This window comes from Nocardia sp. NPDC004573 (assembly GCF_053602135.1).
Genome location: NZ_JBSGDA010000007.1, coordinates 139696 through 164608 on the forward strand (window position 1 = coordinate 139696; position 24913 = coordinate 164608).

15 protein-coding genes are annotated in these 24913 nt (G+C 69.6%); 7 read left to right on the forward strand and 8 right to left on the reverse strand.

Going from position 1 to position 24913, the window contains the following annotated elements; all coding sequences use genetic code 11:
• Nucleotides 1–30: 30 nt before the first annotated feature.
• The 4 genes from ACWEKR_RS14030 to metH all read right to left on the reverse strand — a co-directional run bounded on the left by ACWEKR_RS14030 (nt 31) and on the right by metH (nt 7907).
• On the reverse strand, nt 31–894 hold the full coding sequence (locus ACWEKR_RS14030; protein WP_452354792.1) for a HalD/BesD family halogenase: 864 nt from the start codon (nt 892–894) through the stop codon (nt 31–33).
• Between the two features lie 159 nt (nt 895–1053).
• Nucleotides 1054–1725, reverse strand: a complete 672-nt coding sequence (locus ACWEKR_RS14035) for an HAD family hydrolase (protein WP_452354793.1) — start codon at nt 1723–1725, stop codon at nt 1054–1056.
• Between the two features lie 274 nt (nt 1726–1999).
• Entirely contained in the window at nt 2000–3823 is a 1824-nt protein-coding gene (locus ACWEKR_RS14040; RefSeq protein WP_452354794.1) for a protein kinase domain-containing protein, read from the reverse strand.
• 487 nt (nt 3824–4310) lie between these two features.
• The gene (metH, locus tag ACWEKR_RS14045; RefSeq protein WP_452354795.1) at nt 4311–7907 is read right to left on the reverse strand and encodes a methionine synthase; all 3597 of its coding nucleotides are present in this window, start codon (nt 7905–7907) and stop codon (nt 4311–4313) included.
• A gap of 165 nt (nt 7908–8072) precedes the next feature.
• Between metH and ACWEKR_RS14050 the strand changes: the two genes are divergently transcribed.
• Nucleotides 8073–8957, forward strand: a complete 885-nt coding sequence (locus ACWEKR_RS14050) for a PAC2 family protein (RefSeq protein ID WP_039798445.1) — start codon at nt 8073–8075, stop codon at nt 8955–8957.
• 113 nt (nt 8958–9070) lie between these two features.
• Nucleotides 9071–11665: an AMP-binding protein gene (locus ACWEKR_RS14055; protein WP_452354796.1), complete on the forward strand. Its 2595-nt coding sequence runs from the start codon at nt 9071–9073 to the stop codon at nt 11663–11665.
• Here ACWEKR_RS14055 and ACWEKR_RS14060 read toward each other — a convergent pair.
• Nucleotides 11567–11872, reverse strand: a complete 306-nt coding sequence (locus ACWEKR_RS14060) for a hypothetical protein (protein ID WP_159844034.1) — start codon at nt 11870–11872, stop codon at nt 11567–11569. The genes ACWEKR_RS14055 and ACWEKR_RS14060 overlap by 99 nt on opposite strands.
• Nucleotides 11873–12203: 331 nt before the next feature.
• On the opposite strand from ACWEKR_RS14060, the gene ACWEKR_RS14065 reads away from it, so the two are divergent.
• The 4 genes from ACWEKR_RS14065 to ACWEKR_RS14080 all read left to right on the forward strand — a co-directional run bounded on the left by ACWEKR_RS14065 (nt 12204) and on the right by ACWEKR_RS14080 (nt 20778).
• On the forward strand, nt 12204–13343 hold the full coding sequence (locus tag ACWEKR_RS14065; protein WP_452354915.1) for an XRE family transcriptional regulator: 1140 nt from the start codon (nt 12204–12206) through the stop codon (nt 13341–13343).
• A gap of 107 nt (nt 13344–13450) precedes the next feature.
• Nucleotides 13451–15160 carry a TIGR02677 family protein gene (locus ACWEKR_RS14070; protein WP_452354797.1) on the forward strand — a complete coding sequence of 570 codons (1710 nt, stop codon included), beginning with the start codon at nt 13451–13453 and terminating at the stop codon, nt 15158–15160.
• Nucleotides 15160–16584, forward strand: a complete 1425-nt coding sequence (locus tag ACWEKR_RS14075) for a TIGR02678 family protein (RefSeq protein ID WP_452354798.1) — start codon at nt 15160–15162, stop codon at nt 16582–16584. Before ACWEKR_RS14070 ends, ACWEKR_RS14075 begins: the two co-directional genes overlap by 1 nt.
• A 3-nt stretch (nt 16585–16587) precedes the next feature.
• A complete protein-coding gene (locus tag ACWEKR_RS14080; protein ID WP_452354799.1) occupies nt 16588–20778 on the forward strand; it encodes a TIGR02680 family protein in 4191 nt (1396 codons plus the stop codon).
• Nucleotides 20779–20837: 59 nt separating this feature from the next.
• Here ACWEKR_RS14080 and ACWEKR_RS14085 read toward each other — a convergent pair whose 3' ends face one another.
• The 3 genes from ACWEKR_RS14085 to ACWEKR_RS14095 form a co-directional block, all read right to left on the reverse strand.
• Entirely contained in the window at nt 20838–21365 is a 528-nt protein-coding gene (locus tag ACWEKR_RS14085; protein WP_452354800.1) for a M15 family metallopeptidase, read from the reverse strand.
• Between the two features lie 601 nt (nt 21366–21966).
• Complete coding sequence (locus ACWEKR_RS14090; RefSeq protein ID WP_452354801.1) at nt 21967–22431, reverse strand: hypothetical protein; 465 nt, start codon at nt 22429–22431, stop codon at nt 21967–21969.
• Between the two features lie 136 nt (nt 22432–22567).
• Nucleotides 22568–24244, reverse strand: a complete 1677-nt coding sequence (locus tag ACWEKR_RS14095) for a fumarate hydratase (RefSeq protein ID WP_452354802.1) — start codon at nt 24242–24244, stop codon at nt 22568–22570.
• Nucleotides 24245–24439: 195 nt separating this feature from the next.
• On the opposite strand from ACWEKR_RS14095, the gene ACWEKR_RS14100 reads away from it, so the two are divergent.
• The gene (locus tag ACWEKR_RS14100; RefSeq protein ID WP_452354803.1) at nt 24440–24910 is read left to right on the forward strand and encodes a MarR family winged helix-turn-helix transcriptional regulator; all 471 of its coding nucleotides are present in this window, start codon (nt 24440–24442) and stop codon (nt 24908–24910) included.
• Nucleotides 24911–24913: the final 3 nt, after the last annotated feature.

The window sequence follows — 24913 nt, forward strand, 5'->3', positions numbered from 1 at the left end:
GGTCGAGCTCGGTCAGTCGAGCCGTTCGGCTCAGTCGAGCAGTCGATCGCCCCGGACGGCGTCGGCCGCGGCGGCTAGATGGTCGGGGAGCACGCGGCCGAACAATTGCCGGGTCCGCTCCACCGTGCCGACCATTCCGGGACGATCGGTGTAGGCGAAAATGGCCGAATGGCGCTGACGCGCACCGCTGACGGGTGAGACGCGGTGCAACGAGAAGCGACCCTGGAACAGCTGCAGGTCGCCCGGACGCAGTTCGAGCCGTTGGACGAAACGCTCGCCGGTACCGGTGAGCACGGCGCGGACGTCGTCGAGGTGTTCCGCCTCGGGTGTGCGGATGTTGGGGCAGTACTCGAAGACGCCACCGTCCTCGGCGGGCTGGGTCAGCATCGAGACGGTGAATTCGTTGGTGTCGAAATGCCAGGGATGCGACATACCCGGCGCGACGACGTTGAGGCACAGTCCGGCGAGAGGATCGGCGAACTCGTGCAATTCGGTCAAACCGAAACAGTCGGCGACGAACCGCTGGAACAGCTCGTCGGTGTACAGGCGGTGGATCAGCGCGTCGGCGGGGATGCGGTCGCGGGGCACGAAGGCGTTGCCGCGCTCCAGCACGATCCGGCCCGGGTGGTCTTCCGGCAGGTCCGCGTCCAGCGGGATGTTGTAGGCGTTGACCTGCTCGACCTCGTAGTGCGCGTGCGGGGCCATCCGCTCCCCCTGCGCCCGAAGGGTGTCGGTCAGCTCGGGGCGGATGAAACCACGCAGCACCGTGCATCCGGTGTCGGCCAGTTCCGCGCGGGCGCGCCGCACCGTATCGCGCAGCGCCGGCCCTTCCGGATCCACCAGGGGATACCGTGCGGTATCTACGATTTCGCCGAGGACGCCCAACGCTGCCATGGCGTCATTTTGGTGGAGCGCTCGCCGACACGCCCGGGATTCGGCGAGATTGCCGGTGATCACAGTCACACCTACCATCTGCGCGCACTCCCGTTGCGGGACAGTAACTCTCGTCCCGGCGGAGCACGGCGGCCGCGCGCGCCGCGGTCGCCAGGCCACTCAATCGCGTAGGCGTAGCGCCTGTTCCAGATCCGCGGCGGTCAGCCCGACGAGTGAATCACGGAACACCCGTCCCGGCGCGTCCGGCACGGGAATCTCGCACGGGACGACCACCAGTGCGCAGCCCGCCGCCTGCGCCGCACGGGCACCGGTGGGCGAGTCCTCCACCGCCACGCAGTGTTCCGGAGCGAGCCCGAGCAACTCGGCGGCGCGCAGATAGACATCCGGCTCCGGCTTGCCGTGCGCCACCTCGTCGCCGCAGACCGAGACGTCGAAGAAGTCGCGCCCCAGGGTGTCGAGACCGAACTCCGTGAGCGACCGCTTGGTATTGGTGACGAGCGCACTGGACAGACCCGCGGCGCGGACCATGGCCAGCGCGTCCTTCGCGCCCGGCCGCCACGGAATGGGGCCGGTCATCAATTCGGTCACCCGTCGTTCCAGGAACTCCCCCGCTGCCCGCAGCGAGGCGGGCGTCGGCTCGATGCCCAGGCCGGTGAACATGATGCGCAGGGCGTTCGGGCCCGATGCCCCGATCAGGGCGTGCCGGATCGCGTCGGTCATCTCGTGACCGTGCTCGCGCGCCAACTCCCGCACCGCCACGTCCCAGAGTTTCTCCGAGTCGAGCAGCGTGCCGTCCATGTCCCAGAGCACCCCAGCCAGTCGCGCTGTCACGTTTCGGTCCTTCTCCTAGATCGCGTCCATGTCCTCGGCAGTGCTCGGCGTGCCCGCGATCACCGGCCGAGACGCCCGCACGAACCGTATCGCCGGACGGAGCACGCCGCTGCCCCACCCAGCCGAGGCGGCCGGATCCAACGGCCCACGCCGGAGCCCATCGCGCCGGGCGGGGCGAGGTCGCCCAGCAGGCGACCATGCTGCCGCGCCGGACGCGTGCGGCCGAGACTGCGCCTGAACGCACCGCCGCGGACCGGGCGGAAGCGAACGGCGACTACGTGCCCGACGCTGCTATCTGCAGCTTGGCGCTGTCGCCGACGACCTCGATCCAGCGGTTCTCGGAGGTCGTCGTCCCGTTCTTCAAGATATAGGTGAGCGCGACCACCGCCCGGTTACCGCCGTTCTGCGTGACCGAGCCGACGCTCACCGAACGGATGGTGCCCCAGAATTTCACATAGGAGTCGTAGCCGGTCTGCGCCTGGTATCCGGGCGCCAGCTGCGTCCAGGCGCCGGACACGTTGGTGGGCAGCATGCCGTAGTAGCCCTGGATGAACGCGGCGATCCGGTCGGAGGTCGGCGGCCCGGACGGCGTCGTCGTCGCCGTGGTGGCCGGCCCGGTGGTGGTCGGGGCAGGGCTCGACGTGGTGGGCTGAGGCGTGGTGCTGAGCGGCGGCGGGGTGGTGCTCGGGGCGGGATTCGTCGTCTGCGCCGGAGGGGTGGTTCCCGGGGCGGGCGGGGGCGGCGGAGCACCCGCCGACGTGGGCGCGGGCCCCGGCACCGGCCCGGACGTGGGCGCGGGCGATGCGGCGGAGGTTTGCGCCGGAGCTTGGCCGGGAGCTTGCGCCGGAGCCTGCCGCGGCTCGGCTCCGGCCGCGTCGCCCGGTGACGGCGCGTTCTCGGGCGCCACAGCGGCCGGAGGTACGGCCGACGAGGTCGGCGCGGCTCCGCCCTCGCCGTCCGCTCCGGCCAGCATCGCGATGATGCCGACCAGGATCAGCACCCCGACGACCGCGGCGACTTCCACGGCGATCAGCCGGCCTCGCTGCCGGCCACGCAGCACGCCCGGCAAGGTCGCCGCCATCCCGGCCCGACGCGGCGCCGGCGTGACCGGTTGCGGCACGGACGGACCCGACTCCGCGGGTACGACCGCGGTCACTCCGGTGTCGCCCGGCTGCTCCGGCGAGAGCACAGCGGGGTGGTTCGGCAGCACGGTGGTCGCGGCGGCAGCCGTGGCGGGTGCGGGAATCACTTTGGTCACCGCCGCGGGCAACTGCGGATCCCGGCCCGCGGCAACGGCTTCCAGGAGCGTTCTCGCCTCCCGCATGGTCGGGCGGTCGGCGACGGCCGGAGCGAGCAGGTACATCAGTACCGGCCCCAGCGAAGCCGCGGCCTCGGGCGGCGGGATCTCGCCTCGCGCGACCGAATGCAGTAAGGCCAGCGGGTTGTCCCCCTCGCCGAACGGCGGGGTGCCCTGCACTGCCGCGTACAGCGTCGAACCGAGGGCGAAGACGTCGGAAGCCGGTTCGGGATCCTCGCCGCGAGCCACCTCCGGCGACAGATAGGCCGGCGTCCCGGCGAGAAATCCGGTGGCCGTGACCGTTACGTCGCCGACCGCGCGAGAGATGCCGAAGTCGGTGATCTTGACCGTGCCGTCGTCGGCGACGAGCAGGTTCGCCGGCTTCACGTCCCGGTGCATGATGCCCGCGTCGTGTGCGGCCGCCAGGGCGCTCGCCGCCTGCGCGCCGATCCGGGCGACCTCGAGCGGCGGCAGGGTGCGAGCGCCCGACAGTTTGGCCGCCAGGCTCGGCGCGTCCAGATACTCCATGACCAGCCAGGGCTGGCCGTCCTCCTCCGCCACGTCGAACACGGTGATGGCGTTCGGATGATGCAGGCGCGCGGCGATCCGCCCCTCCCGCATGGCACGCCGTTTCGCCTCCACCGCCGCGGACCCGGTCAGTCCGGGACCCAGGAGCACCTGTTTGACCGCGACGGTGCGCTGCAACCGCTCGTCGGTCGCCCGCCAGACCACGCCCATGGCGCCGGTGCCGATCGGATCCGTGAGCCGATACCGTCCCGCGATCAATCGATCCGCCGTCATGGTGGTGTGCCTCTCCTACTTACGCGCCTAGCCGTTTCGCACTCCACGCGCAAGCCCGGAAAGACTCCGAAGGCGTACGCGCCGAGGTGCTTCGCACCACTGAGCAGGGACGCGAACGCATCCGCCGACTGCCCCGGATGCAGTTACAACGCCTTCGACAATGGCACATCTACCCGACAGACATCCACCTCCCGGCACGGGGATGGTCGATCGCCCAGGTAAACCGCGCGCGCCCACCCCTGGGACGCGCCGCCGAACGCGCCGAGGCCAGCGCGCCACGACATCCGGGCAGGTAGCAAAGGCCCTTGGCGCGACAGCATTTCGCTATGGTTCGTCGGCCACCAGTATTCGTTGCCCGACCGCGACGCCACGCTACGTTCGCGGCGGACCACGCACGGACGCAAAGGCGAGAACTGCGCCGCCGTCCGCCGGACTACCCGCGGCCATGCGATCGGCGAGGTGAACGTGGCGCGCCACATCCCCACTGCTACGCGTTGAAGTACTTCGCCTCCGGATGCACCAGGACGAAGGCATCCGTCGACTGTTCCGGATGCAGCTGCAACTCTTCCGACAGCGTGACGCCGATGCGGTCGGCCTCGAGGAGATCGACCAGCTTGGCGCGATCCTCCAACTCGGGGCAGGCGCCGTAACCGAAGGAGTAGCGTGCGCCGCGATAGCCGAGTTTGAAGTAGTCCAGCACGTCCGCCGGGTCCGAGTCGGCGACCGCGTGGCCGTCGAGGACGAGTTCCTCGCGGATGCGGCGGTGCCAGTACTCGGCCAGCGCCTCGGTGAGCTGGACGCCGATGCCGTGCACCTCGAGGTAGTCGCGGTAGCTGTCGCCCGCGAACAGCTCGTTGGCGAAATCGGCGATCGGCTGACCCATGGTGACCAGCTGGAACGGCAGGACGTCGACCTGACCGGCCGTTCGGGCGTACGCCCGCGAGCGGATGAAGTCGGCGATGCACAGGAACCGGTCGCGCTGCTGACGCGGGAAGGTGAACCGATACCGTTCCGGCGCGTCGGGTTCCGGCTCGGTGAGCACGATGACATCGTCGCCTTCGGACACCGCGGGAAAATAGCCGTATACGACCGCGGCGTGCTGCAGGACGCCTTCCGTGCTCAGCCGGTCCAGCCAGGCGCGCAGGCGCGGCCTGCCCTCGGCCTCCACCAGTTCCTCGTAGCTGGGCCCGTCACCACCGCGCTGCCCACGCAGACCCCACTGCCCGAGGAACAGGGCCCGCTCGTCCAGCAGACCCGAGTATTCGTGCAGCGCGAGACCTTTCACTACGCGGGTGCCCCAGAACGGCGGCACCGGCACCGGCAGCTCGGCCGCGACGTCGGAGCGTTCGGGCACCACGACGGGCACCTCGGCCGCCCGGCGCTCCGCGGCGATCCGCTTGGAGCGCTCGTGCCGCGCTCGGCGCTCGGCGGCCTTCTCCCGCTCGGCGACGGCCTCCGGGCTGTCCGGGTCGAGTTCGCCACCGCGCTTGCGGGTCATGATGTCGTCCATCAGCCGCAGGCCCTCGAACGCGTCTCGCGCGTAATGCACGTCGCCCTCGTACACCGCGGTCAGGTCGTTCTCCACGTACGACCGGGTGAGGGCCGCGCCGCCGAGCAGCACCGGGAACTGCTCGGCCACGCCCTTGGCGTTGAGCTCCTCGAGGTTCTCCTTCATCACCACGGTCGACTTCACCAGCAGGCCGGACATGCCGATGACGTCGGCCTTCTTGTCCACCGCCGCGTCCAGGATGGTGGCGATCGGCTGCTTGATGCCGAGATTGACCACCTCGTAGCCGTTGTTCGACAGGATGATGTCCACCAGGTTCTTGCCGATGTCGTGCACGTCGCCCTTCACGGTGGCCAGCACGATGCGGCCCTTGCCGCTGTCGTCGGTGGCCTCCATGTGCGGCTCGAGGTAGGCGACGGCGGCCTTCATCACCTCGGCGGACTGCAGCACGAACGGCAGCTGCATCTGGCCGGACCCGAAGAGCTCACCGACCGTCTTCATCCCCGCCAGCAGAGTCTCGTTGATGATCTGCAGCGGCGGCACCTCGGTCATGGCCGCGTCCAGGTCGGCCTCCATGCCCGCTCGCTCGCCGTCGACGATCCGCCGCTCCAGCCGCTCGAACAGTGGCAGCGCGGCCAGCTCCTCCGCCCGCGACTCCTTCGACGAGGACGTGGACACGCCTTCGAACAGCTCCATCAGCTTCTGCAGCGGGTCATAGCCCTCGGCGCGGCGGTCGTACACCAGGTCCAGCGCGGCCTCGCGCTGCTCGTCCGGGATCCGGCTGATCGGCAGGATCTTGGAGGCGTGCACGATCGCGGAATCCAGGCCGGCCTCCACGCATTCGTGCATGAAGACCGAGTTGAGCACCTGGCGGGCCGCGGGATTGAGGCCGAAGGAGATGTTGGACAGGCCCAAGGTGGTCTGCACGCGCGGATGGCGGCGCTTGAGCTCGCGGATCGCCTCGATGGTCTCCAGACCGTCGCGGCGGGACTCCTCTTGACCGGTGCCCAGGGTGAAGGTGAGCGTGTCGATGATGATGTCGCTCTCCGACAGCCCCCAGTTGCCGGTGATGTCGGCGATCAGCCGCTCGGCGATTTCGACCTTCTTCGCCGCCGTGCGGGCCTGGCCCTCCTCGTCGATGGTCAGCGCGACCACCGCGGCGCCGTGCTCGGCGACCAGCCGCATGGTCTGCTGGAACCGCGAATCGGGGCCCGCGCCGTCCTCGTAGTTGACCGAGTTGACCGCGCACCGCCCGCCGAGGTGTTCCAGCCCGGCCTGCAGCACCGGGGCCTCGGTGGAGTCGAGCATGATCGGCAGCGTCGAGGCGGTGGCCAGCCGTCCGGCCAGCTCCGCCATGTCGCGGGTGCCGTCCCGGCCGACGTAGTCGACGCACAGGTCGAGCATGTGCGCGCCGTCGCGGGTCTGGTCCTTGGCGATGTCCAGGCACTTCTGCCAGTCCCCGGCCAGCATGGCCTCCCGGAACGCCTTGGAACCGTTGGCGTTCGTCCGCTCGCCGATCATCAGGACCGAGGCGTCCTGGTCGAACGGCACCGCGGTGTACATGCTGGACACGCTGGGCTCGTGCACCGGCGCGCGCCGCTCGGCGATCGGCGGCAGGGTCGGCTCGACCTCGCGCACCGCGGCGGTGACCTGGCGGATGTGCTCCGGCGTGGTCCCGCAGCAGCCGCCCACCAGGGCCAGCCCGAACTCGGTGACGAACCCGCGCAGGGCGACGGCCAGCTCCTCGGGGGTGAGCGGGTACACCGCCCCGTCGGCTCCCAGCACCGGCAGCCCGGCGTTCGGCATCACCGAGACCGGCACCTGCGCGTGCCGCGACAGGTGGCGCAGGTGCTCGCTCATCTCGTCCGGACCGGTCGCGCAATTCAGGCCGATCATGTCGATGCCGAGCGGCTCCAGCGCGGTGAGCGCCGCGCCGATCTCGCTGCCGACCAGCATGGTGCCGGTGGTCTCCACCGTGACGTGCGTGATGATCGGGATCCGGCGGCCCAGCTTCGCCATCGCGCGGCGGCTTCCGGTCACCGCCGCCTTCACCTGCAACAGGTCCTGGCAGGTTTCGATGAGAATGGCGTCGGCGCCGCCGTCGAGCATGCCGAGGGCTGCCTCGGTGTAGGCGTCGCGCAGCGCGGCGAACGCGGCGTGACCGAGCGTGGGCAGCTTGGTGCCGGGACCCATCGAGCCGAGGACGTACCGTGGCGTACCGTCGGCGGCCGGGCCCATCTCGTCGGCGACCTCGCGGGCCAGCCGGGTACCCCGCTCGGAGAGGTCGCGGATCCGGTCGGCGATGTCGTAGTCGGCAAGGTTGGGCAGGTTGCAGCCGAAGGTGTTGGTCTCGACCGCGTCGGCGCCCGCCTCGAAATAGGCGCGGTGGATACCACGCAGAACGTCGGGACGGGTGTCGTTGAGGATCTCGTTACAGCCCTCCAGCCCGCGGAAATCGTCCAGGGTCAGATCAGCCGCTTGCAGCATGGTGCCCATCGCACCGTCGCCGATGACGACACGGCGGCGCAGCGTGTCGAGTAGCGTGGTGTCGAACTCGGCGGGGATGGACGCAGACATGCGCTCCAGCGTAGTGGGCGGGGTGGACGTTCCAGGCCACCGCGTCGAGGCTCGGTGTCCTGGGCCACACGCCCGGCCCGGCGCCGCCGCCGGCACGCGGAAACACGCCACCCGGTCCGGCCGTCAGAGGACACGCCATATCGCCACACACCGTAGGCTGACCGAGTGAACGCCAGTGAAACTCCCGATCCGGAACTGCCGACGTTGCGGGATCCGGTACTGGTCGCCGCCTTCGAGGGGTGGAACGACGCCGGTGACGCGGCCAGCGGCGCCGTCGAGCATCTGGAACTGATCTGGGACGCCGAGCCGTTGGCCGAACTCGACTCCGAGGACTACTACGACTATCAGGTCAACCGGCCGACGGTGCGTCAGGTGGACGGGGTGACCAGGGAAATCCAGTGGCCGTCGACGATGTTGTCGGTCTGCTCGCCGCCCGGCAGCGACCGCGACGTGGTGCTGCTGCGCGGCATCGAACCGAACATGCGCTGGCGCAGTTTCTGCGGCGACCTGCTGGAGTTCATCGAGCAACTCGGGGTGCAGACGGTCGTGATCCTCGGCGCCCTGCTCGCGGACACCCCGCACACCAGGCCGGTGCCGGTGACCGGCTCGGCCTACAGCAAGGAGGCGGCCGAGCGGTTCAACCTGGAGCAGACCCGCTACGAGGGACCGACCGGCATCACCGGCGTGCTACAGGACCAGTGCGTGAAGGCGGGCGTCCCGGCGGTGTCGTTCTGGGCCGCGGTCCCGCACTATGTCTCCCAGCCGCCGAATCCGAAGGCGACCATCGCGCTGCTGCACCGGGTCGAGGACGTGCTCGACATCGAGGTGCCGCTGGGTGAGCTGCCCAAGCAGGCCGAGGATTGGGAGACCGCGGTCAACGAGATGACCGTGGGCGACGAGGAGATCAGCGAGTACGTGCGCTCGCTGGAGGAGCGCGGGGACGCGGCGGTCGACGTCAACGAGGCGATGGCCAAGATCGATGGCGACGCCATCGCAGCCGAATTCGAGAAGTACCTGCGCAGGCGGGGTCCGGGCAGCTTCGGTCTCTGATCGGTTGCGCGACGGGGCGTTCGGTGCGGGCGCCCGCCCGCCGCCGGGTTCGCCGAAAGTTCGCCGGGGGGCACCTCAGGGCCGTCCAAAGGCCGCCTCCTACACTTTCGCCGGTGACCGTCCATCCGATCGTCGAGCGTCTGCGCACCTTCGACGAGCGGATCGCCGTCCATTGCCCCGACCTTGCGGGCGCGGACGGCGGTGCCGGGTGCGCGCCCGGCCGGCAGGTGACCTACGCTCGGCTTGCGGCGCTCGTCGAGGCTTACGCGACCGAGCTGGGCCCGGCCCGGCGCCTTGTCGCGCTCGCCGCGCGCAATGATCTCGCCTCGCTCGTCGCGTATCTCGGAGCGCTCAGTGCCGGGTGCGTCGTCTTGCTCGCCGAGCGGATCACTGCGGAGTTGCGGGATACTTATGACCCGGACATTGTCATCGAAGACGGCCGCGCCCGCGTGGTCCGGGAACGCTCGGCGCATCGTCTGCATCCGGATCTCGCGCTGCTGCTGAGCACGTCGGGGTCGACCGGGTCGCCGAAGCTGGTCCGGCTCTCCGCGGAGAACCTGCGGTCGAACGCCGCCGCCATCGCCGACTACCTGGCCATCGGGCCGGACGACTGCGCGGCCACCACCTTGCCGATGTTCTACTGCTACGGGCTGTCGGTGGTGCACAGTCACCTGGTGCGCGGAGCGAGCCTCCTGCTCACCGACCGGTCGGTACTCGACGTGGAATTCTGGCAGGCCTTCCGGGACTGCCGGGCAACGTCTTTCGCCGCGGTGCCCTACACCATCGATCTCCTGGACCGGATCGGTTTCGCCCGCAAGCCCCTGCCGCACCTGCGCTACATCACGCAAGCGGGCGGCAGGCTCGCTCCGGAGCGGGTGCGCGAATTCGCCGAGCTCGGCCGGGAACGCGGCTGGGACTTCGTGGTGATGTATGGCCAGACCGAGGCCACCGCCCGGATGGCGTATCTGCCCCCACATCTGGCGAGCGCGCATCCCGACTGTATCGGGATCCCCATTCCCGGTGGCGAATTCACCCTCGAGCCGGTCGAGGATGCCGGCGACGAAGAGGACGAACCGCGCGAACTGGTCTATCACGGGCCCAATGTGATGATGGGCTACGCGAAGTCGGCGGGGGATCTCGCCCTCGGCCGTACGCTCGGGGCACTGCGCACCGGCGACCTGGCCCGGCGCACACCGGAGGGCCTGTATCGGGTGGTCGGCAGGCGCAGCCGGTTCGCCAAGATCTTCGGATTGCGCATCGACCTGGAACGGCTCGAATCCGGGCTGGCGGAGGCCGGATTCACGGCTTGTTGTGCCGACGACGACGCGCATCTGATCATCGCGGTGGAGAACCCCCGGCCGGATCCGACCGAGCACGCCGCGCAGCTGTCCGGTCTGCCCGCCGCCGCGGTTCGAGTCCACGCGGTCGAACGGATGCCTCGGCTACCCAATGGCAAACCCGACTACCCCGCTATCCGCCGCCTGGCCGGGCCCGCGGCGCAAGGACGTGACATCCGCGCTCTCTACGCCGCCACCCTCGGCATCGACCCCGCGCGGATCCACGCGGACAGCACCTTCGTCGATCTCGGCGGTAACTCGCTCACCTACGTGACCACCGCGGCGCGACTGGAGCGGGCACTCGGCGGCCTCCCCGCCGACTGGCCGAACACGCCCGTAGCGGATCTGGAGCGGACACCCGGGAGCCGCAGGCGCTTCGGACGGACGCTCGACACCGCGACACTGCTACGCGCTGTCGGCATCGTGCTCATCGTGAGCGCGCACGCGGGAGTGTTCGTGCGGTGGGGGGCGGCACACGTGCTGCTCGGGGTGGCCGGATTCAACTTCGCGCGGTTCGCCGTGACCGCGGCGCCACCCGCCAAGCGATGGCGGCACACACTGCGCGCCGTGGGATTCATCGCGGTGCCGACGGCGCTCTGGGTGGCGCTGACACTGCCGTTCAGCGACTACTACGGTTGGCAGAATGTCCTGTTGCTGAACAAGATCCTCGGCCCGCACGACAGCGCCACCGCCGGGCACCTGTGGTTTCTCGAGGTGCTCCTGTACTTCATGCTGGTCGCGGCGCTGCTGATCCGGATCCCCGCGGTGGACCGGTGGCAACGCGCCGAGCCGTTCCGGTTCGCGATGGCGCTGGTCGCGCTGACCCTCGTTTTCCGATACCAGGCGTTCGGTCTGTATTCGGCGAAGGACATCCCGTTCTCTCCGCTGGCGGTCTGGCTCTTCGCGCTCGGCTGGGCGGCGGCGAAGGCGACGTCGATGTGGCAGCGGATGACGGTGAGTGCCGTCGTACTGATCGCGGTGCCTGGTTATTTCGGCGTTCCCGAGCGGGAACGACTGATCATGGCGGGTTTGCTCGCACTGGTGTGGTTGTCCGCGGTCCGGGCCCCCGCTGTCGTCGCCGTCTGCGCGGCGGTGCTGGCAGACGGTTCCCTGTTCGTCTATCTGCTGCACTGGCAGGTGTACCCGCTGTTCGAACAGCACCGGCTCGCGGGGCTGCTCGCTTCCCTGGCAGCGGGTGTGATCGCGACCGGTGCGGCGACCTGGCTGCGACGGTGGGGATCGGTGCGGTACCGGACATTCCGGTCGCGGCGGTCAGCTCTCCACGGTCCACACCCGCGCCGCCGCGTCCTGAGCCAATTTGGCGATCAGGATGTCGCGCGGAATCGTCTGACCGGCAAAGTGATCGAGTGAGGGAACCACCACATGATGCGCGTCGGCGCGCTTGAGTTCCGCCGTGAGCTCGGCGAAAGCCGTCCCGTCACCGCCGGTCGATTCATGGAACGTTGCGGCGAAGCACAGCCCTTCCTCGCGGGCGAGGCTGCTCATCGCGGCCTCGAGCTCTTTGCTATGGCCATCGGCCAGATCGTCACGCAAGTATCCATAGATCAACGCTTCCACCCGAACCTCCGTTGGATTGGGATCGCTGTTCTCTTATGTGGATCCACCCGTTTTACGGGGTATTTGCGCTTCGTGCAAGAGCAGATGTACTTGCAACTGCTCTTACAGGAGGGGTTGGCAAACATCTGGCGCCATGTCCAGGATGCACAACGCGGCGGCCCGAATGTAGCTGGCAACACACGGACATCTGCCTGCCCTCTTAGGGCCACCAAACGTTAACTGGTGCGATACTACAGACGTGGCCGCTACCGACGATCGACCCGTCTGGGCTGTCCGAATGCGTTCCGAGCGTGACGCGAGGGGGTGGTCGCAAGCCGACGCTGTTCGCGTGATGCGTGGAAAGTCTTCGCACAACCTGCCGACCGACAGTACGCTCCTACGCAACTGGCGCCGTTGGGAATCGGGCGAATCACGCCCCGACGATTTCTACGCGCCCATCATCGCCGCGACCTTCGACACGGTGGCCGCGGCGTTCTTCCCGAAGGCGAGACCCAACCGGGACGACGAATTGCTCTCGGCGACGGGCATGGATACGCTCGAGTTCCTCGGGCGACTGCGCATGTCCGACGTGTCCTCGGTGACGCTGGAGGCCATCCGCATCACCGCCGAGCGCCTGTGCTGCGAATACTCCTACGCCGACCCGCACGACCTGCACGCCGAGGGCACGGCCTGGCTGCGCAGGATCACATCGTTGCTGGATGGTCGCCTGACCCTCGCACAACACCGCGAAATCCTCGTTCTCGCTGGATGGGTCGCTTTGCTGGTTGGTTGCGTGGATTACGATCTCGGCCGGCGCACCGCCGCGGAGGCGACTCGCCGCGCCGCACAATCGCTGGCGCGCGAGGCGGAGCATCTCGAGATCGCCGCGTGGGCAGCGGAAATGACCGCGTGGTTCGCGCTGACCCAGGGCAACTACCGCGGCGTCATCGAGACCGTGCAGCCGACGCTGGAAGTAAGCCAGCACCTGCGCGTCGGCGTTCAGCTCGCCGCCCAACGCGCCAAAGCCTGGGCCAGACTGGGTGACCCACGGGAGGTTGATGCCGCCCTCGACGACGGCCGAGCTATCTTGGAGCGACTCGAACATCCGGCGAATCTGGACAACCATTTCGTCATCGACGCGAACAAGTTCGACTTCTACGCGATGGACTGCTGCCGGGTGGCGGGCGAGGATCGGCTCGCCGAAACCTACGCGCGCGAGGTGATCCGCAACGCCACCCGCCCCGACGGCACGGTCCGCAACCCGATGCGCGTCTCCGAGGCGCACCTGACGCTGGCCGTGGTCGCGGTGCGCGACCGTGACCTGGAACTGGCGGTGGCCGAGGGCAAGCGCGCGTTCGCGGGCAGCAGGCGGTCGCTGCCGTCGCTGATGTGGATCGCGGGCGAAGTCGCGCGCGAGATCATCGAGCGATTCCCCGGCGACCCACGCACCCGCGCGTATCTGGACCAGATGCGTGCGTTGTCCGTCGAGTGAGCCGCACCGCTGCGCAGCCGCGGCGAATGGTGACGAACCGGACCCGGCCACGCCGAACAGCGGAACATCGTGCAGGTGGCGATCGGCCCGCTACTACCCTGTTCCCGGTGACCGACTCCGATGACGGCTGTGCCGACACCCCCTGGGACGACCGGCTGCGGCTGTTCTCTTTCGCCACCGCCGAGCGGCGCGCGGACTACCTCCGGGTGCTGCGGGCGTTCGACAGTGCGCGAGCGGCGTACGTGGTGCTGCTGCACGCCGACGACGTCGCGGAGTGGATCGAACGCCACGGGAGCCTGCTGCGCGGGCCGGATTCGACTATTTCGGACCGACCGGTCGCAATGGCCGGGGATGCGAAGCGCACCACGGAATCACGCACGCTTCCTACCGGTTCGCGTGAGGACGAGCGATGGAAGCAGGAAACCGGTGCGCCGGAACTGCCCCGGGATGGAACCGACCCAGCCGCCGCACGCCTGACCGCGGCCGAGATCGGTCCGCTGCTCGACCAACTGCACCACTGGGGGGTGCTGGAACGCAGTTACGACGGAACCCGCGCCGCGACACTGGCCGAATACCGCAACCGGCACTACGTATACCAGTTCTCCCAGGCAGGATTCCAGGCATACCGGGCGGTCGCCGGTGTGCTCAGCGCGCGCCTCGACGACGCCTCGCTGTCGCGCCTCGTGCTGCCGGAGTTGCTGGCCGATCTGCACACCCTGGCCGAGGCCAATCGGGCGGGCGACGCCGAACGCGTCTACCGCACACTGCGTCGTCTCGACACCGCCCTGTCCGACCTGGCCGCCCGCGCGGCGCACTTCTATCTGGGGCTCGGCGACCTGGTGCGCACCACCGAGATCACCCCGGAATCGTTTCTCGCGCACAAGGACGCGCTGCTGGCGCACATGCGGGAGTTCAGCCTGGACCTGGCCCGATTCACCCCGCGGCTGGCGGCGGCGATCGCCGAGATCGAGGAAACCGGAGCCGACGACCTGATCGTCCGGGCGGCGCGCTGCGACGAACGAGTGCTGCTGAGCATCGAGGAACGCCGCGCCGATTGGCAGGCCAGATGGGACGGACTGCGGACCTGGTTCGTGGCGTCCGCCGGTGTGGCGGACGGCCCGACGGAGGCCGAGCGGCTGCGCGAGGCCACCATGAGCGCCATCGCCGCGGTGCTCTCGCTGCTGCGGCGGGTCACCGAGACACGACGCGGCGGGGTCAGCCGGGAATCGGCGCTGCGGCATCTGGCCGGTTGGTTCACCGCGGCGCCGACCGTGGACAGCGCCCACGCGCTGTTCGACGCCGTGTTCGGGCTGGGCAAACCACGGCACCTGGCGATGGAGCACCCGGACGCCGACGTGATTCCGGCGATCCGGTCCTGGTGGGACGCACCGCCGTTGGAGATCTCCCGCACGCTGGCCGAGACCGGGCGTCCGCCTTCGGCCGGTGCGCCCGCCCGCATCCACCGCAACGACGCCGGTATCCGGCGCCTGCGCGAGGCCCAGTTGGACGCACAGCGGGCCCGCGCCGAGGCCGCCAGGTCGCTGGCCGCGGGGGACGTGCACGAACGGGTCCTGGACGACCGGGAGACAGAAGTGCTGCTGCGGCTGCTGGACGCCGCGTCCACCGCGTGGGTTCCGGTGCGCGGCCGGGTGGCGGGCACCACCGGCTCCGACAGCGGCGTCACCCTCACGGTGTCCGAACACGACGGCCCGACGGTGGTGCGCACAACCCGGGGGCTGCTGCGCTTGAACAACCGGACACTGAAGATCGAGCAGACGACCAAAGCACGGTCGCACCCGCGCGGGGAGCGCCGCTGATGCACGGACGCACCATCGATGCGCTCGCGCTCGACAACTATCAACGCGCCGCGCGGGTCGTCCTGGCCAACCACCTGGTGACCCGCAGCTACCCGGACCGGATCGCACTGCCGCTGATCCGGCGCTGGGCCACCGAGTTGCGCGAGGACCTCGCCGAATTGTTCGGCTACCGGCTCGAAGTCACCGAGACCACCGCGCGGGTCTTCCCGGTGCTCGACCACCTGGACTCGGGCAGGCCCGCGCGCACCGCCGCCGAGCGCGTCTTCGACCGCCGCCGCTATGCCTATCTCGCCCTCGCGCTCGCCGCGCTGGGACGCGCGGGAGACCAGATCACGCTCTCCGAGCTGGCCGAACAGGTCGCCGCCTACGCGAGCCGGGTGGACGGACTCGAACTCGCCACCGACCGGGCCGCCGACCGCGACGCCTTCGTCGACGCGGTGGGCTGGCTGACCCTACGCGGCGCGCTCACCTTGGCCGACGGCGACGCGGGCGGCTGGGCCAGTGATCCGGAAGCCGGTGAGGCGCTCTACGACATCGACCGGCCGGTGGTCTTCGCACTGTTCCGGCCGCCACGGGCGCTGCAGCATCTGCACAGCGTGCGGGGTCTGCTGACCGAAGACGCCACGGTTGCCGGTCTTTCGGCGCACACGACCGGCACCGCCGGGATCGCGCGCCGGGTGCGCAGGGCGCTGGTCGAACAACCGGTGGTCTACGCCGAGGATCTCGCGCCGGAGGAGCGGCCTGTCCTCGCCCAGGAGCGGGTGGTGGCGGAGGTGGAGCTGTTCACCGGATTGCGCGCCGAACGCCGGGCGGAGGGCGTCGCGCTGATCGACACCTCGGGGCGGCTGTCGGACGTCCGCTTCCCCGGGACCGGCACGCTCGCGCAGGTCGCCCTGCTACTGGCCGGCGAGATCGCCGACCGGGTAGTGGATATCGACCACCCGCTGCCGCGGCGCACCGGCGCGGCGGACCACGGCGAGGCACTGGCCGCCCAGCTCGACGAAGCCATCCCCGAATCCACCGTGTTCACCCCGCTCGCGGAATCCGGCGCACCGGATGCACTTGCCTGCGACGTCGATCCGCCGGAGGACCCGCGGGCCCAGGAGGATTTGCCGGCTTCGCCCGGCTATCCGCTGATCGACCGGACTTGGCTGCGCGAGACGGTCCAGGCGCTGGCCGACCGTTACGGTACGACGTTCGCCGCGCAGTGGCAGGCCGACGTCGCGCGCCTCACCACCGAGGTGGTGGCATTGCTGGAGCGGCTGAGCCTGGTCCGCGTGGTGGACGACGGGCTGCTCGTGCTGCCCGCGTTGGCCCGCTACCGTGGCGCGGTCGTCACGGTACGCAGCAAGCGGGCCGCGGAACTGTTCGTCACGGCGGCCGACACCTACGGGCCCGACGGCACCGGTACGGAAGGGAACTGACGGATGTCGCTCATTCACGGCGGAGTGCGGTTCACCCCGACCCGCGCCGGGATCGTCAACCTATGGGATTACCGCGACCAGGAGTTCTGTTTCGCCGACGGCAGATTGGTCCTGCGCGGACCGAACGGGTCGGGCAAGACGAAGGCGCTGGAAGTGCTGTTCCCCTTCGTCTTGGACGGACGGATCGAGCCGCGCAGGCTCAACCCGTTCGCCGGCGAGGAACGCACGATGAAGTCGAACCTGCTCTACCGCAAGCAGGACTCGGCCTACTCCTATGTCTGGATGGAGTTCGCGCGCGGCCGCTGGGAGGACCCCGAGACGGTCACCGTCGGCATCGGTATGCGCGCCACTCGATCCTCGGACAAGGTGACCCGCTGGTATTTCGTCGCCGACGGCCGGGTCGGTGTGGACTTCTCGTTGATCGGACCGGACGACCGTCCGTTCACCCGCAAACAGCTCGCCGAGCAGATCGGCACCGATTCGATCGTCGACCGGCCCCTCGACTACCGCAACGCCATCGACGCGCGCATGTTCGGTCTCGGGTCGCAGCGCTATGACCAGCTGATCAATCTGATTCTCACGCTTCGCCGTCCGCAGTTGGCCAAGAACCTGGACCCGCGCGGCCTGTCGCAGGCGCTCGCCGACGGCCTGCGCCCGCTCGACGAGCAGCTGATCCTGGACGCCGCCCGCTCGTTCAGCGACATGGAGGAGGTCGGTCGCACCCTGGAGGGCCTGGTGCACGCCGACACGGCGACGCGGGCGTTCGTCGCGGTGTATCGCAAATATCTCGCCGTGCAGGCGAAGACGGACGTCGACCAGGTGCGCGCGCGGCTCGATGCGGTCACCCACGCGAGTACCGCGCTGTTCGCCGCGACCGCCCTGCGCGAGCGCAGGGAGACCGAGCGCACCGCCGCCGAGGCCAGGGCCGAGGAAGCCGACCGCGCCTACGAGCAAGCCCTCACCGACCGGGAGAACCTCCAGCGTTCCAGCGCCTACGAGGGCAAACAGCAGCTCGACGACCTGGCCGACGCGGTGCGGCGCCTGGAGACCTCGGCGGGCGTGCACGCCGACAAGGCGCTCAAGTCCCGCCAGACCCTGGACCAGCGGACCCAGGAGGCCGAGCGCGCGCGCACCGCGGTGCGCACCGCCGCCGCCGCGCTCGCTCGTGGTGAGGACGACCTGCGCGCCGCGGCCGAGGAGGCGGGAATCGCCTGGACGCCGCTTCCGGAGGCGACACGGGCCGAGCAGCTCACCACCGCCGTGCGCGGGCACGCCGAGGAACGCGACGCCGACGTGCGCGCGGTCCGCAAGGCGGTCGCCGCGGTGGAGACCGCTGCCGCCGAACGCACCAGGGCCGAGCGGCTGGCCGAGCGCGCGCGGGAACTGCGCGACGCGGCCGCCGCGGAAGTCGCGCACGCCGAAGCGGCGGTCGCCTTGACCCGCTCCGAGGTCACGGCCGCGTTGCGGACCTGGTGGGACGAGCACCGCGAGATCTACTCCCCCGTACGCGCCGGATTGTTCGAGGCGTTGAGTTCGGCACTGGACGAGACGGATTCGGATGCCGCATCGGTCGTCGAAGTCCTGGCCGAGCGCGCCGAACCCCTGCTCGACGAGGTCCGTACCCGCCGTCAGGAGGCACGAGCCCGCGTCGCCGCGGCCACGGCGCGCCACGATGAGCTGACCACCGAACTGGAACGCGTCACCACCCGCCGGGACGACGCGCCACCGGAATTCGCGGGCCGCTCCGGCCGGACCGGCAACCGGCCCGGTGCCGCGCTGTGGCGGCTGGTGCGTTTCGCGGACGACGTGCCGCCCGAGGCCGCGGCGGGCATCGAGGCCGCGCTGCACGCCGCGAACCTGCTGGACGCCTGGGTCTGCCCGAACGGCGAGTTGCCGAGCGACTACGACTCCGATCAGTTCCTGGTGCCGCTGCCCGCATCGGACCGCCCGACCGGTCGCACGCTCGCCGACGTGCTCGTCGTAGAAGACGATTCGGACACCCTGACGGTGCCGCGGCAGGTCGTCGCCGACGTGCTCGCCTCCGTCGCCCTGCGCGAGGGCGCGGGTGAGCCCGGCGACGTGGTGACGATCGGAACGAACGGCGCGTTCCGGCAAGGCGTGCAGATCGGCAGGCACCGCAAGACCGACGCCGAGTTCATCGGCGCCACCGCGCGTGCCAGGCGACGCGAGATCCGCTCGGCCGAGCTGACCGCCGCCGCGGCCGCCGCGGACGAGGACCGGCGCGCCGCCGAACAGCAGGAAGCCGCCGCCACCGCCGAACTCGCGCGAATCTCCGCCGCGGCCAGAACACTTCCGCGCCCGACCGCGGTGAGCACGGCCTTGCGTGCGGTGTCGGAGGCCGCGGGCGTGCTTCGCTCGCGCGCGGAGGCGGCCGCCCACGCCGAGCGCGACCTCGACCGAGCGGTCGCGGAACTGTCCGCCGCGGAGAAGAAACTGCGCGCGGCCGCCGCCGCCCATCGCACACCGCGCACGGCCCGCGAGCTCGACGCCCTCGCCGCCGCCATCCGGCACTTCGAGAACACCGGAACGGGACTGCTGCGGCTGCGCGGCGACCACGAACGCGAACGGGAACGCGCACGCGAGGCCGAGGACCGTTCGACCGAGGCCGCCGACCTTGCCGAGGCGTTCGCGGAAGAAGCCGAGGCCGCGCGCACCGGCTATCAGGAACAACTGCGCAAGCTGGAGACCTTGCGGGAGGCCCTCGGCGCGGGTGCGGCCGACGTCGACCGCGAATTGGAACGGGCACGGCAGCGGATCGAGGCGACCAAGGCCGAGCAGAAAGCCGCGCGCAAGGCCGCCAACCAGGCCATCGAGGCGGTCGGTGACGCCGAGGCCGCCTACCGCACCGCGCACGAGTCCCTCGCCACCGCGCTCACCGAAGTGCTGGCGGAGGTGAAATCCCTTGCGCCGTATGCTCGGCCGGATCTGCTCACGCTGCTCGGCGCGCCCGCCGACGGACGCTGGCCCAGCAGCGAGGCCGCGTGGTCGACGCCCGAGCAATTGCTGTACCGGATAGCGACGGCCGGGCCGCAGGCGCAGGCGCGGGTGCTGCCCGACGAAGTCGCCGCGCTGTTCGACAGTCTCGCCGCGGCCACGTCGTCGGTGCGCGCAGGCGAGGCGACCCGCAAGTCCACGCGCTCGGCGGTGACCGCGGCGTTGCAGGAATTCGATGCCGCGCTCGCCGCTTCGGGCCGCGATTACCGGTTGCAATGGGACGCCGCCGACGGCCTCACCGTCGTCCAGGTGCACGACGAGCACGGCGTCTCCGCGCTGGCCGACTTCGCCGGCCGCATCGACGCCGCTCGCCGTGACCAGGAATTGCTGCTCACCGACGCCGAGCGGCGCATCCTGGAAGACGCGCTGTTGACCGGTCTGGCCCAGCAGATCCACGAACGCACCAGCGACGCCCGCGATCTCATCGGCCGGATGGGCGCGGAGATGAAGCAGCGCCGGATGTCCTCGGGCAACACCATCGGCGTGCACTGGGTGCTGGCCGACAGCTTGTCCGACGCGGCGCGGGCGATGTGCAAGCTGCTCGACCGGGATGCCTCGGCACTGACGGCGGAGGACCTGGCGGCGATCCGGGCGCATTTCGCGTCCGAGATCCGCGCGGCGCGGGCCGCGCACCCGGAACGCTCCTACCCCGAGATCCTGGCCGCGACGCTGGACTACCGCAGCTGGCGGGTGTTCTCGTTCACCTTGATCTCCGCCGACGGCAGCGAGGACAAGCTCACCGTGGCCAGGCACAGCGCGCTGTCGGGCGGGGAGCAGTCGGTCTCGCTGCACCTGCCGCTGTTCGCCGCGGCCCACGTCATGCTCGATTCGGCCGACCCGCAGGCCCCGCGCCTGCTCGCGCTGGACGAGGCGTTCGCGGGCGTCGACGACAACGGCCGCAGCGAATTGCTCGGTTTGAGCGTGCAATTCGACCTTGACTTGTTCATGACCGGCTACGACCTGTGGATCACCTATCCGCATGTCCCGGCGTGCGCGCACTACGACCTGGCGCACTCGGCGGCCGAGAACACCGTCAGCGCGACACTGCTGGTGTGGGACAGCGGGGACCTGCTCGCCGAACACGACGGAACGGATCTCACCGCCGCGCTCGGGTCCCCCGATCGTCGCCGGGTCCCCAGCACGATCGAGGGCGGCCTGGAACTCACGCCGATGACCTAGCCGGCCGGCTCATCCCGGAGCATCGCGTCGAGCAAGGTGTCCAGCGAACCGGCGGTGGATCAGCGCACGCTCGCGTCCGGGGTCATCGGCGGACAGTTCGTGCCCGGCACGGTGGCCAGCTCGAAATGCCACCACTCGTTCTGGAACATCCGGCACAGGCCCCATCGGTAACCGTTCGCCTCCAGCCACCGTGCGCCCTGCTGCGGACCGACATCGATCGCGTCGCCGGAGACGTGGGTGGACTCCTCCGGCGGCAGCACCCAGCGGCGCGCGTCCTCGGGGCCGTAGGTCGCCACGCCGTCCTCCCACAGCGCCTGCTGCTCGGCAGGCGTCCGATATCCGGACGTGATGGACAAGGGCACCCCCTGGGCGTGCGCCTCCCGCTCGGCCAGGGTGTACGCCAACGCCAGCTTGGGATCGAGCCCCTCGGTTCCCGTCGCCGAGCCCACCGACTCCCGCTGCTCGACGGCGACGGCGGTGTCGGCCTGCGCCTGCCCCGCCCACGCCCCGGTCGCGACCAGCGCCGGAAGCACCGCCACCGATAGCCCGACCGCCACCCGACTCCGCACGAAATTCCCGAGCACCATGCGCCGATGCTATCGTCCACGGTCTCCTATGCCGCATATGCCCCGATCGGAGGCATACGAGGAGGTCTTCCACGGTGCGGGACCGCGCCCGCTTCGACTCTCCGTTCGAAGCTCGGCTCTCCGCCCCCGCGGCCCCCGATGCGGCTCGCCTGCTCCACGCGGCCCACCTTCGTTCCACAGGAGAGACCGTCGATCATGTGGACAACATTCAGCGAATTCCACAGAGAACTCCACAACTTGGGATAATGCAGATCTGATATGCCCGTTATGTACCCAATTACGGTGCAATAGCTAACTTTTCGACAGCCGTGGAAAACCGACTGTCCACAATCTATTCCAGTGTTGTGGATCACAACTCGAGCCTCGTGGCTACCACTACCGAAATGCCGGAATCGACGGGGCTTTCGAACCCTTTGCGGCGATTTCCTGATGCACCGATCGCCGAGTTCGCCCGAAATGGAGCGGATTCGGCCGCCCCCGGAACGCGAACCACGCCGGGTCCCATACGGACCGCGGGCGGCTGCCGGCTCATGCCGTCAGCCGCCCGCAGATCGCGCGGTCGATATTCAGAAGATCGGGCGCCCCGGACGAACCGGCCCGATCACGCGGACGGTTGGCCGTCCGGGTTGCTCGGCGGCAACGACGCCGCGGCAACCCGTACGCCACGGCGGTGAATGGATTCCGCCGCTTGCTTGTTGCGCGCGATCCGCTCCAGGATCTCGCCGTCGTGCGCTCGTGCGTAGGCGAGCGCCAGCCTGATCTTGCTCGTGTTCAGGTCCGACTTCGCGCTGAGGGCGGCGATCCGGCGTTCCACGGGTCCGTCCAGTTCCCGCAGGCGCGCAACGACTTCCCAGACCTCCGGTCCGGCAGACAGCGCCGCTCGGCGATCGTGCAGCGGACCGCGGAACACGATCCCGGGGTGATCGAGTTGATCGACGCCTTCGCGAATGAGCCGATCGAGCAGTGCGGTGCTGCTGGTGCCCTCCCGGGCAGCGCGATCGGCCAGCCGGAGGGCGGCCGACTCGGTGATACACAACGCCGTCGGTACTGGCCTGGACGTGCTCATAGCTCTCCTCGACCTGCATCGGTGCCGAATCAACGATGTACTTCGCCAAGCCTGCCCGCTGCGACGACGCCGAGAACCCGGTGATCGGCAGGACATCGGTGTGTCCGCGTCCTGCCGCATGCCGGTCGAGGGTGAGTCAGACGCGCTCTTTGGAGCGGGTGCGCACGCGCAGCGCGATCGGCTTCTGCGTCTCGGCGAAGAAGTCGTTGCCCTTGTCGTCGACGACGATGAACGCCGGGAAGTCCTCGACCTCGATCTTCCAGACGGCTTCCATGCCCAGTTCGGGGTACTCGAGCACCTCGACGGACTTGATGCAGTCCAGTGCCAGCCGGGCGGCCGGTCCGCCGATCGAACCGAGGTAGAAGCCGCCGTGCTCCTTGCACGCCTTGGTGACCTGCGCGGACCGATTGCCCTTGGCGAGCATGACGAACGAGCCGCCCGCGGCCTGGAACTGGTCGACATAGGAATCCATCCGGCCCGCGGTGGTCGGGCCGAAGGAACCGGACGCGTAACCTTCCGGCGTCTTGGCCGGGCCCGCGTAGTAGACGGCCATGTCGCGCAGGTAGTCCGGCATCGGCTCGCCCGCGTCCAGCCGCTCCTTGATCTTGGCGTGCGCGATGTCCCGTGCGACGACCAGCGGACCGCTCAGCGAAAGCCTGGTCTTCACCGGATATTTGGACAATTCGGCGCGGATCTCGTCCATCGGGCGGTTGAGGTCGACGCGCACGACGTCGCCGCCCAGAATGGCGTCGGTCTGCTCGGGCAGGTACTGCGCGGGCTCGCGCTCGAGTTGTTCCAGGAACACGCCCTCGGCGGTGATCTTGGCCAGGGCCTGCCGGTCCGCCGAGCAGGACACGGCGATGGCGACCGGGCAGCTGGCGCCGTGCCGGGGCAGGCGCACCACCCGCACGTCGTGGCAGAAGTACTTGCCGCCGAACTGCGCACCGATGCCGAAGGACTGGGTCAGCTCGAAGACCTTTTCCTCCAGCTCCAGATCACGGAAGGCGTGTGCGGACAGCGATCCCTCGGTGGGCAGATTGTCCAGGTAATGCGCGGACGCGTATTTCGCCGTCTTCAGGGCGAACTCGGCGCTGGTGCCGCCGATGACGACCGCGAGGTGGTACGGCGGGCAGGCCGCGGTACCGAGCGAGCGAATCTTCTCGTCCAGGAACTCCAGCATGCGCGTGGGGTTCAGGATGGCCTTGGTCTCCTGGTACAGGAACGACTTGTTCGCCGAGCCGCCGCCCTTGGCCATGAACAGGAACTTGTAGGCGGGGTTCGCCGGATCGCCCGCGGTGGAGTACAGCTCGACCTGCGCGGGCAGGTTGGAGCCGGTGTTCTTCTCCTCCCACATGGTGATCGGCGCCAGCTGCGAGTACCGCAGATTCAGCTTGGTGTAGGCGTCGAACACACCGCGGCTGATCCATTCCGCGTCGTCGACGCCGGTGAGTACGCCCTCGGACTTCTTGCCCATCACGATCGCCGTACCCGTGTCCTGGCACATCGGCAGGACGCCGCCGGCGGAGATGTTGACGTTCTTGAGCAGATCGAGCGCGACGAAGCGATCGTTTCCGCTGGACTCCGGGTCGTCGATGATCTTGCGCAACTGCCCCAGATGCGCCGGGCGCAGGAAGTGACTGATGTCGTGCATCGCCGTTTCGGTGAGCAGCCGCAACGCTTCCGGCTCGACCTGCAGGAAAGTGCGCCCGTTGTGCTCGAACGTGCTGACGCCTTCGGTCGTCAGCAGCCGATAGGGGGTCTCGTCCGCGCCGATCGGCAGCAGGTCTGAATAGCGGAAGTCCGGCGCGGTCACCAGTCGCACTCCTTTGGGTGGGCCCGAGCGCCGCGAACGGCCGGGCTGGTCACGAGCAGAGCGAGCCTAGCCACCACCGCCTGGGCCACTCCGGGTTAGGCAACCCTATCCCGGACAGTTGCCCGGGAAAGGTTGCACGTTCAACCCCGGTGATGCTACCTCTCATGGAGACACGTCAGAGTTTGGAGCGCTATCGTGACCGATCCCCCTTGGCTCGATGACGTCGAGATGCGCGCCTGGCTGGGTTTCGTGCGCACCCGCGACCTCATCGCCGCGGCGGTCGGGCGGGACTCCACCAAGGAGTCCAACCTCACCTACGTCGAATACTCGGTGCTGGCCTATCTGGCCGAGGCGCCCGATCACCGGCTCACCTTCGCCGACCTCGCGGCCAAGCTGGAATGGTCGCAGAGCAGGTTGTCCCACCAGATCACCCGGATGGAGAAACGGGAGCTGGTCGTCCGCGAGCCGATCCCCGACGACGCCCGCCGCACCGCCGCCAAGCTCACTCCGCGCGGCGCCGACGTCCTGACCGGCGCCGCGCCCGCGCACGTGCAGAGCGTGCGCAAGCACATGATCGACATCCTCGATCGCCAGCAGCTGGTCGCCTTGGCCGACATCTACGACACCTTGCTCGCGCACCACCGCCGGGCGGCGGCCGAAAGTTGACCG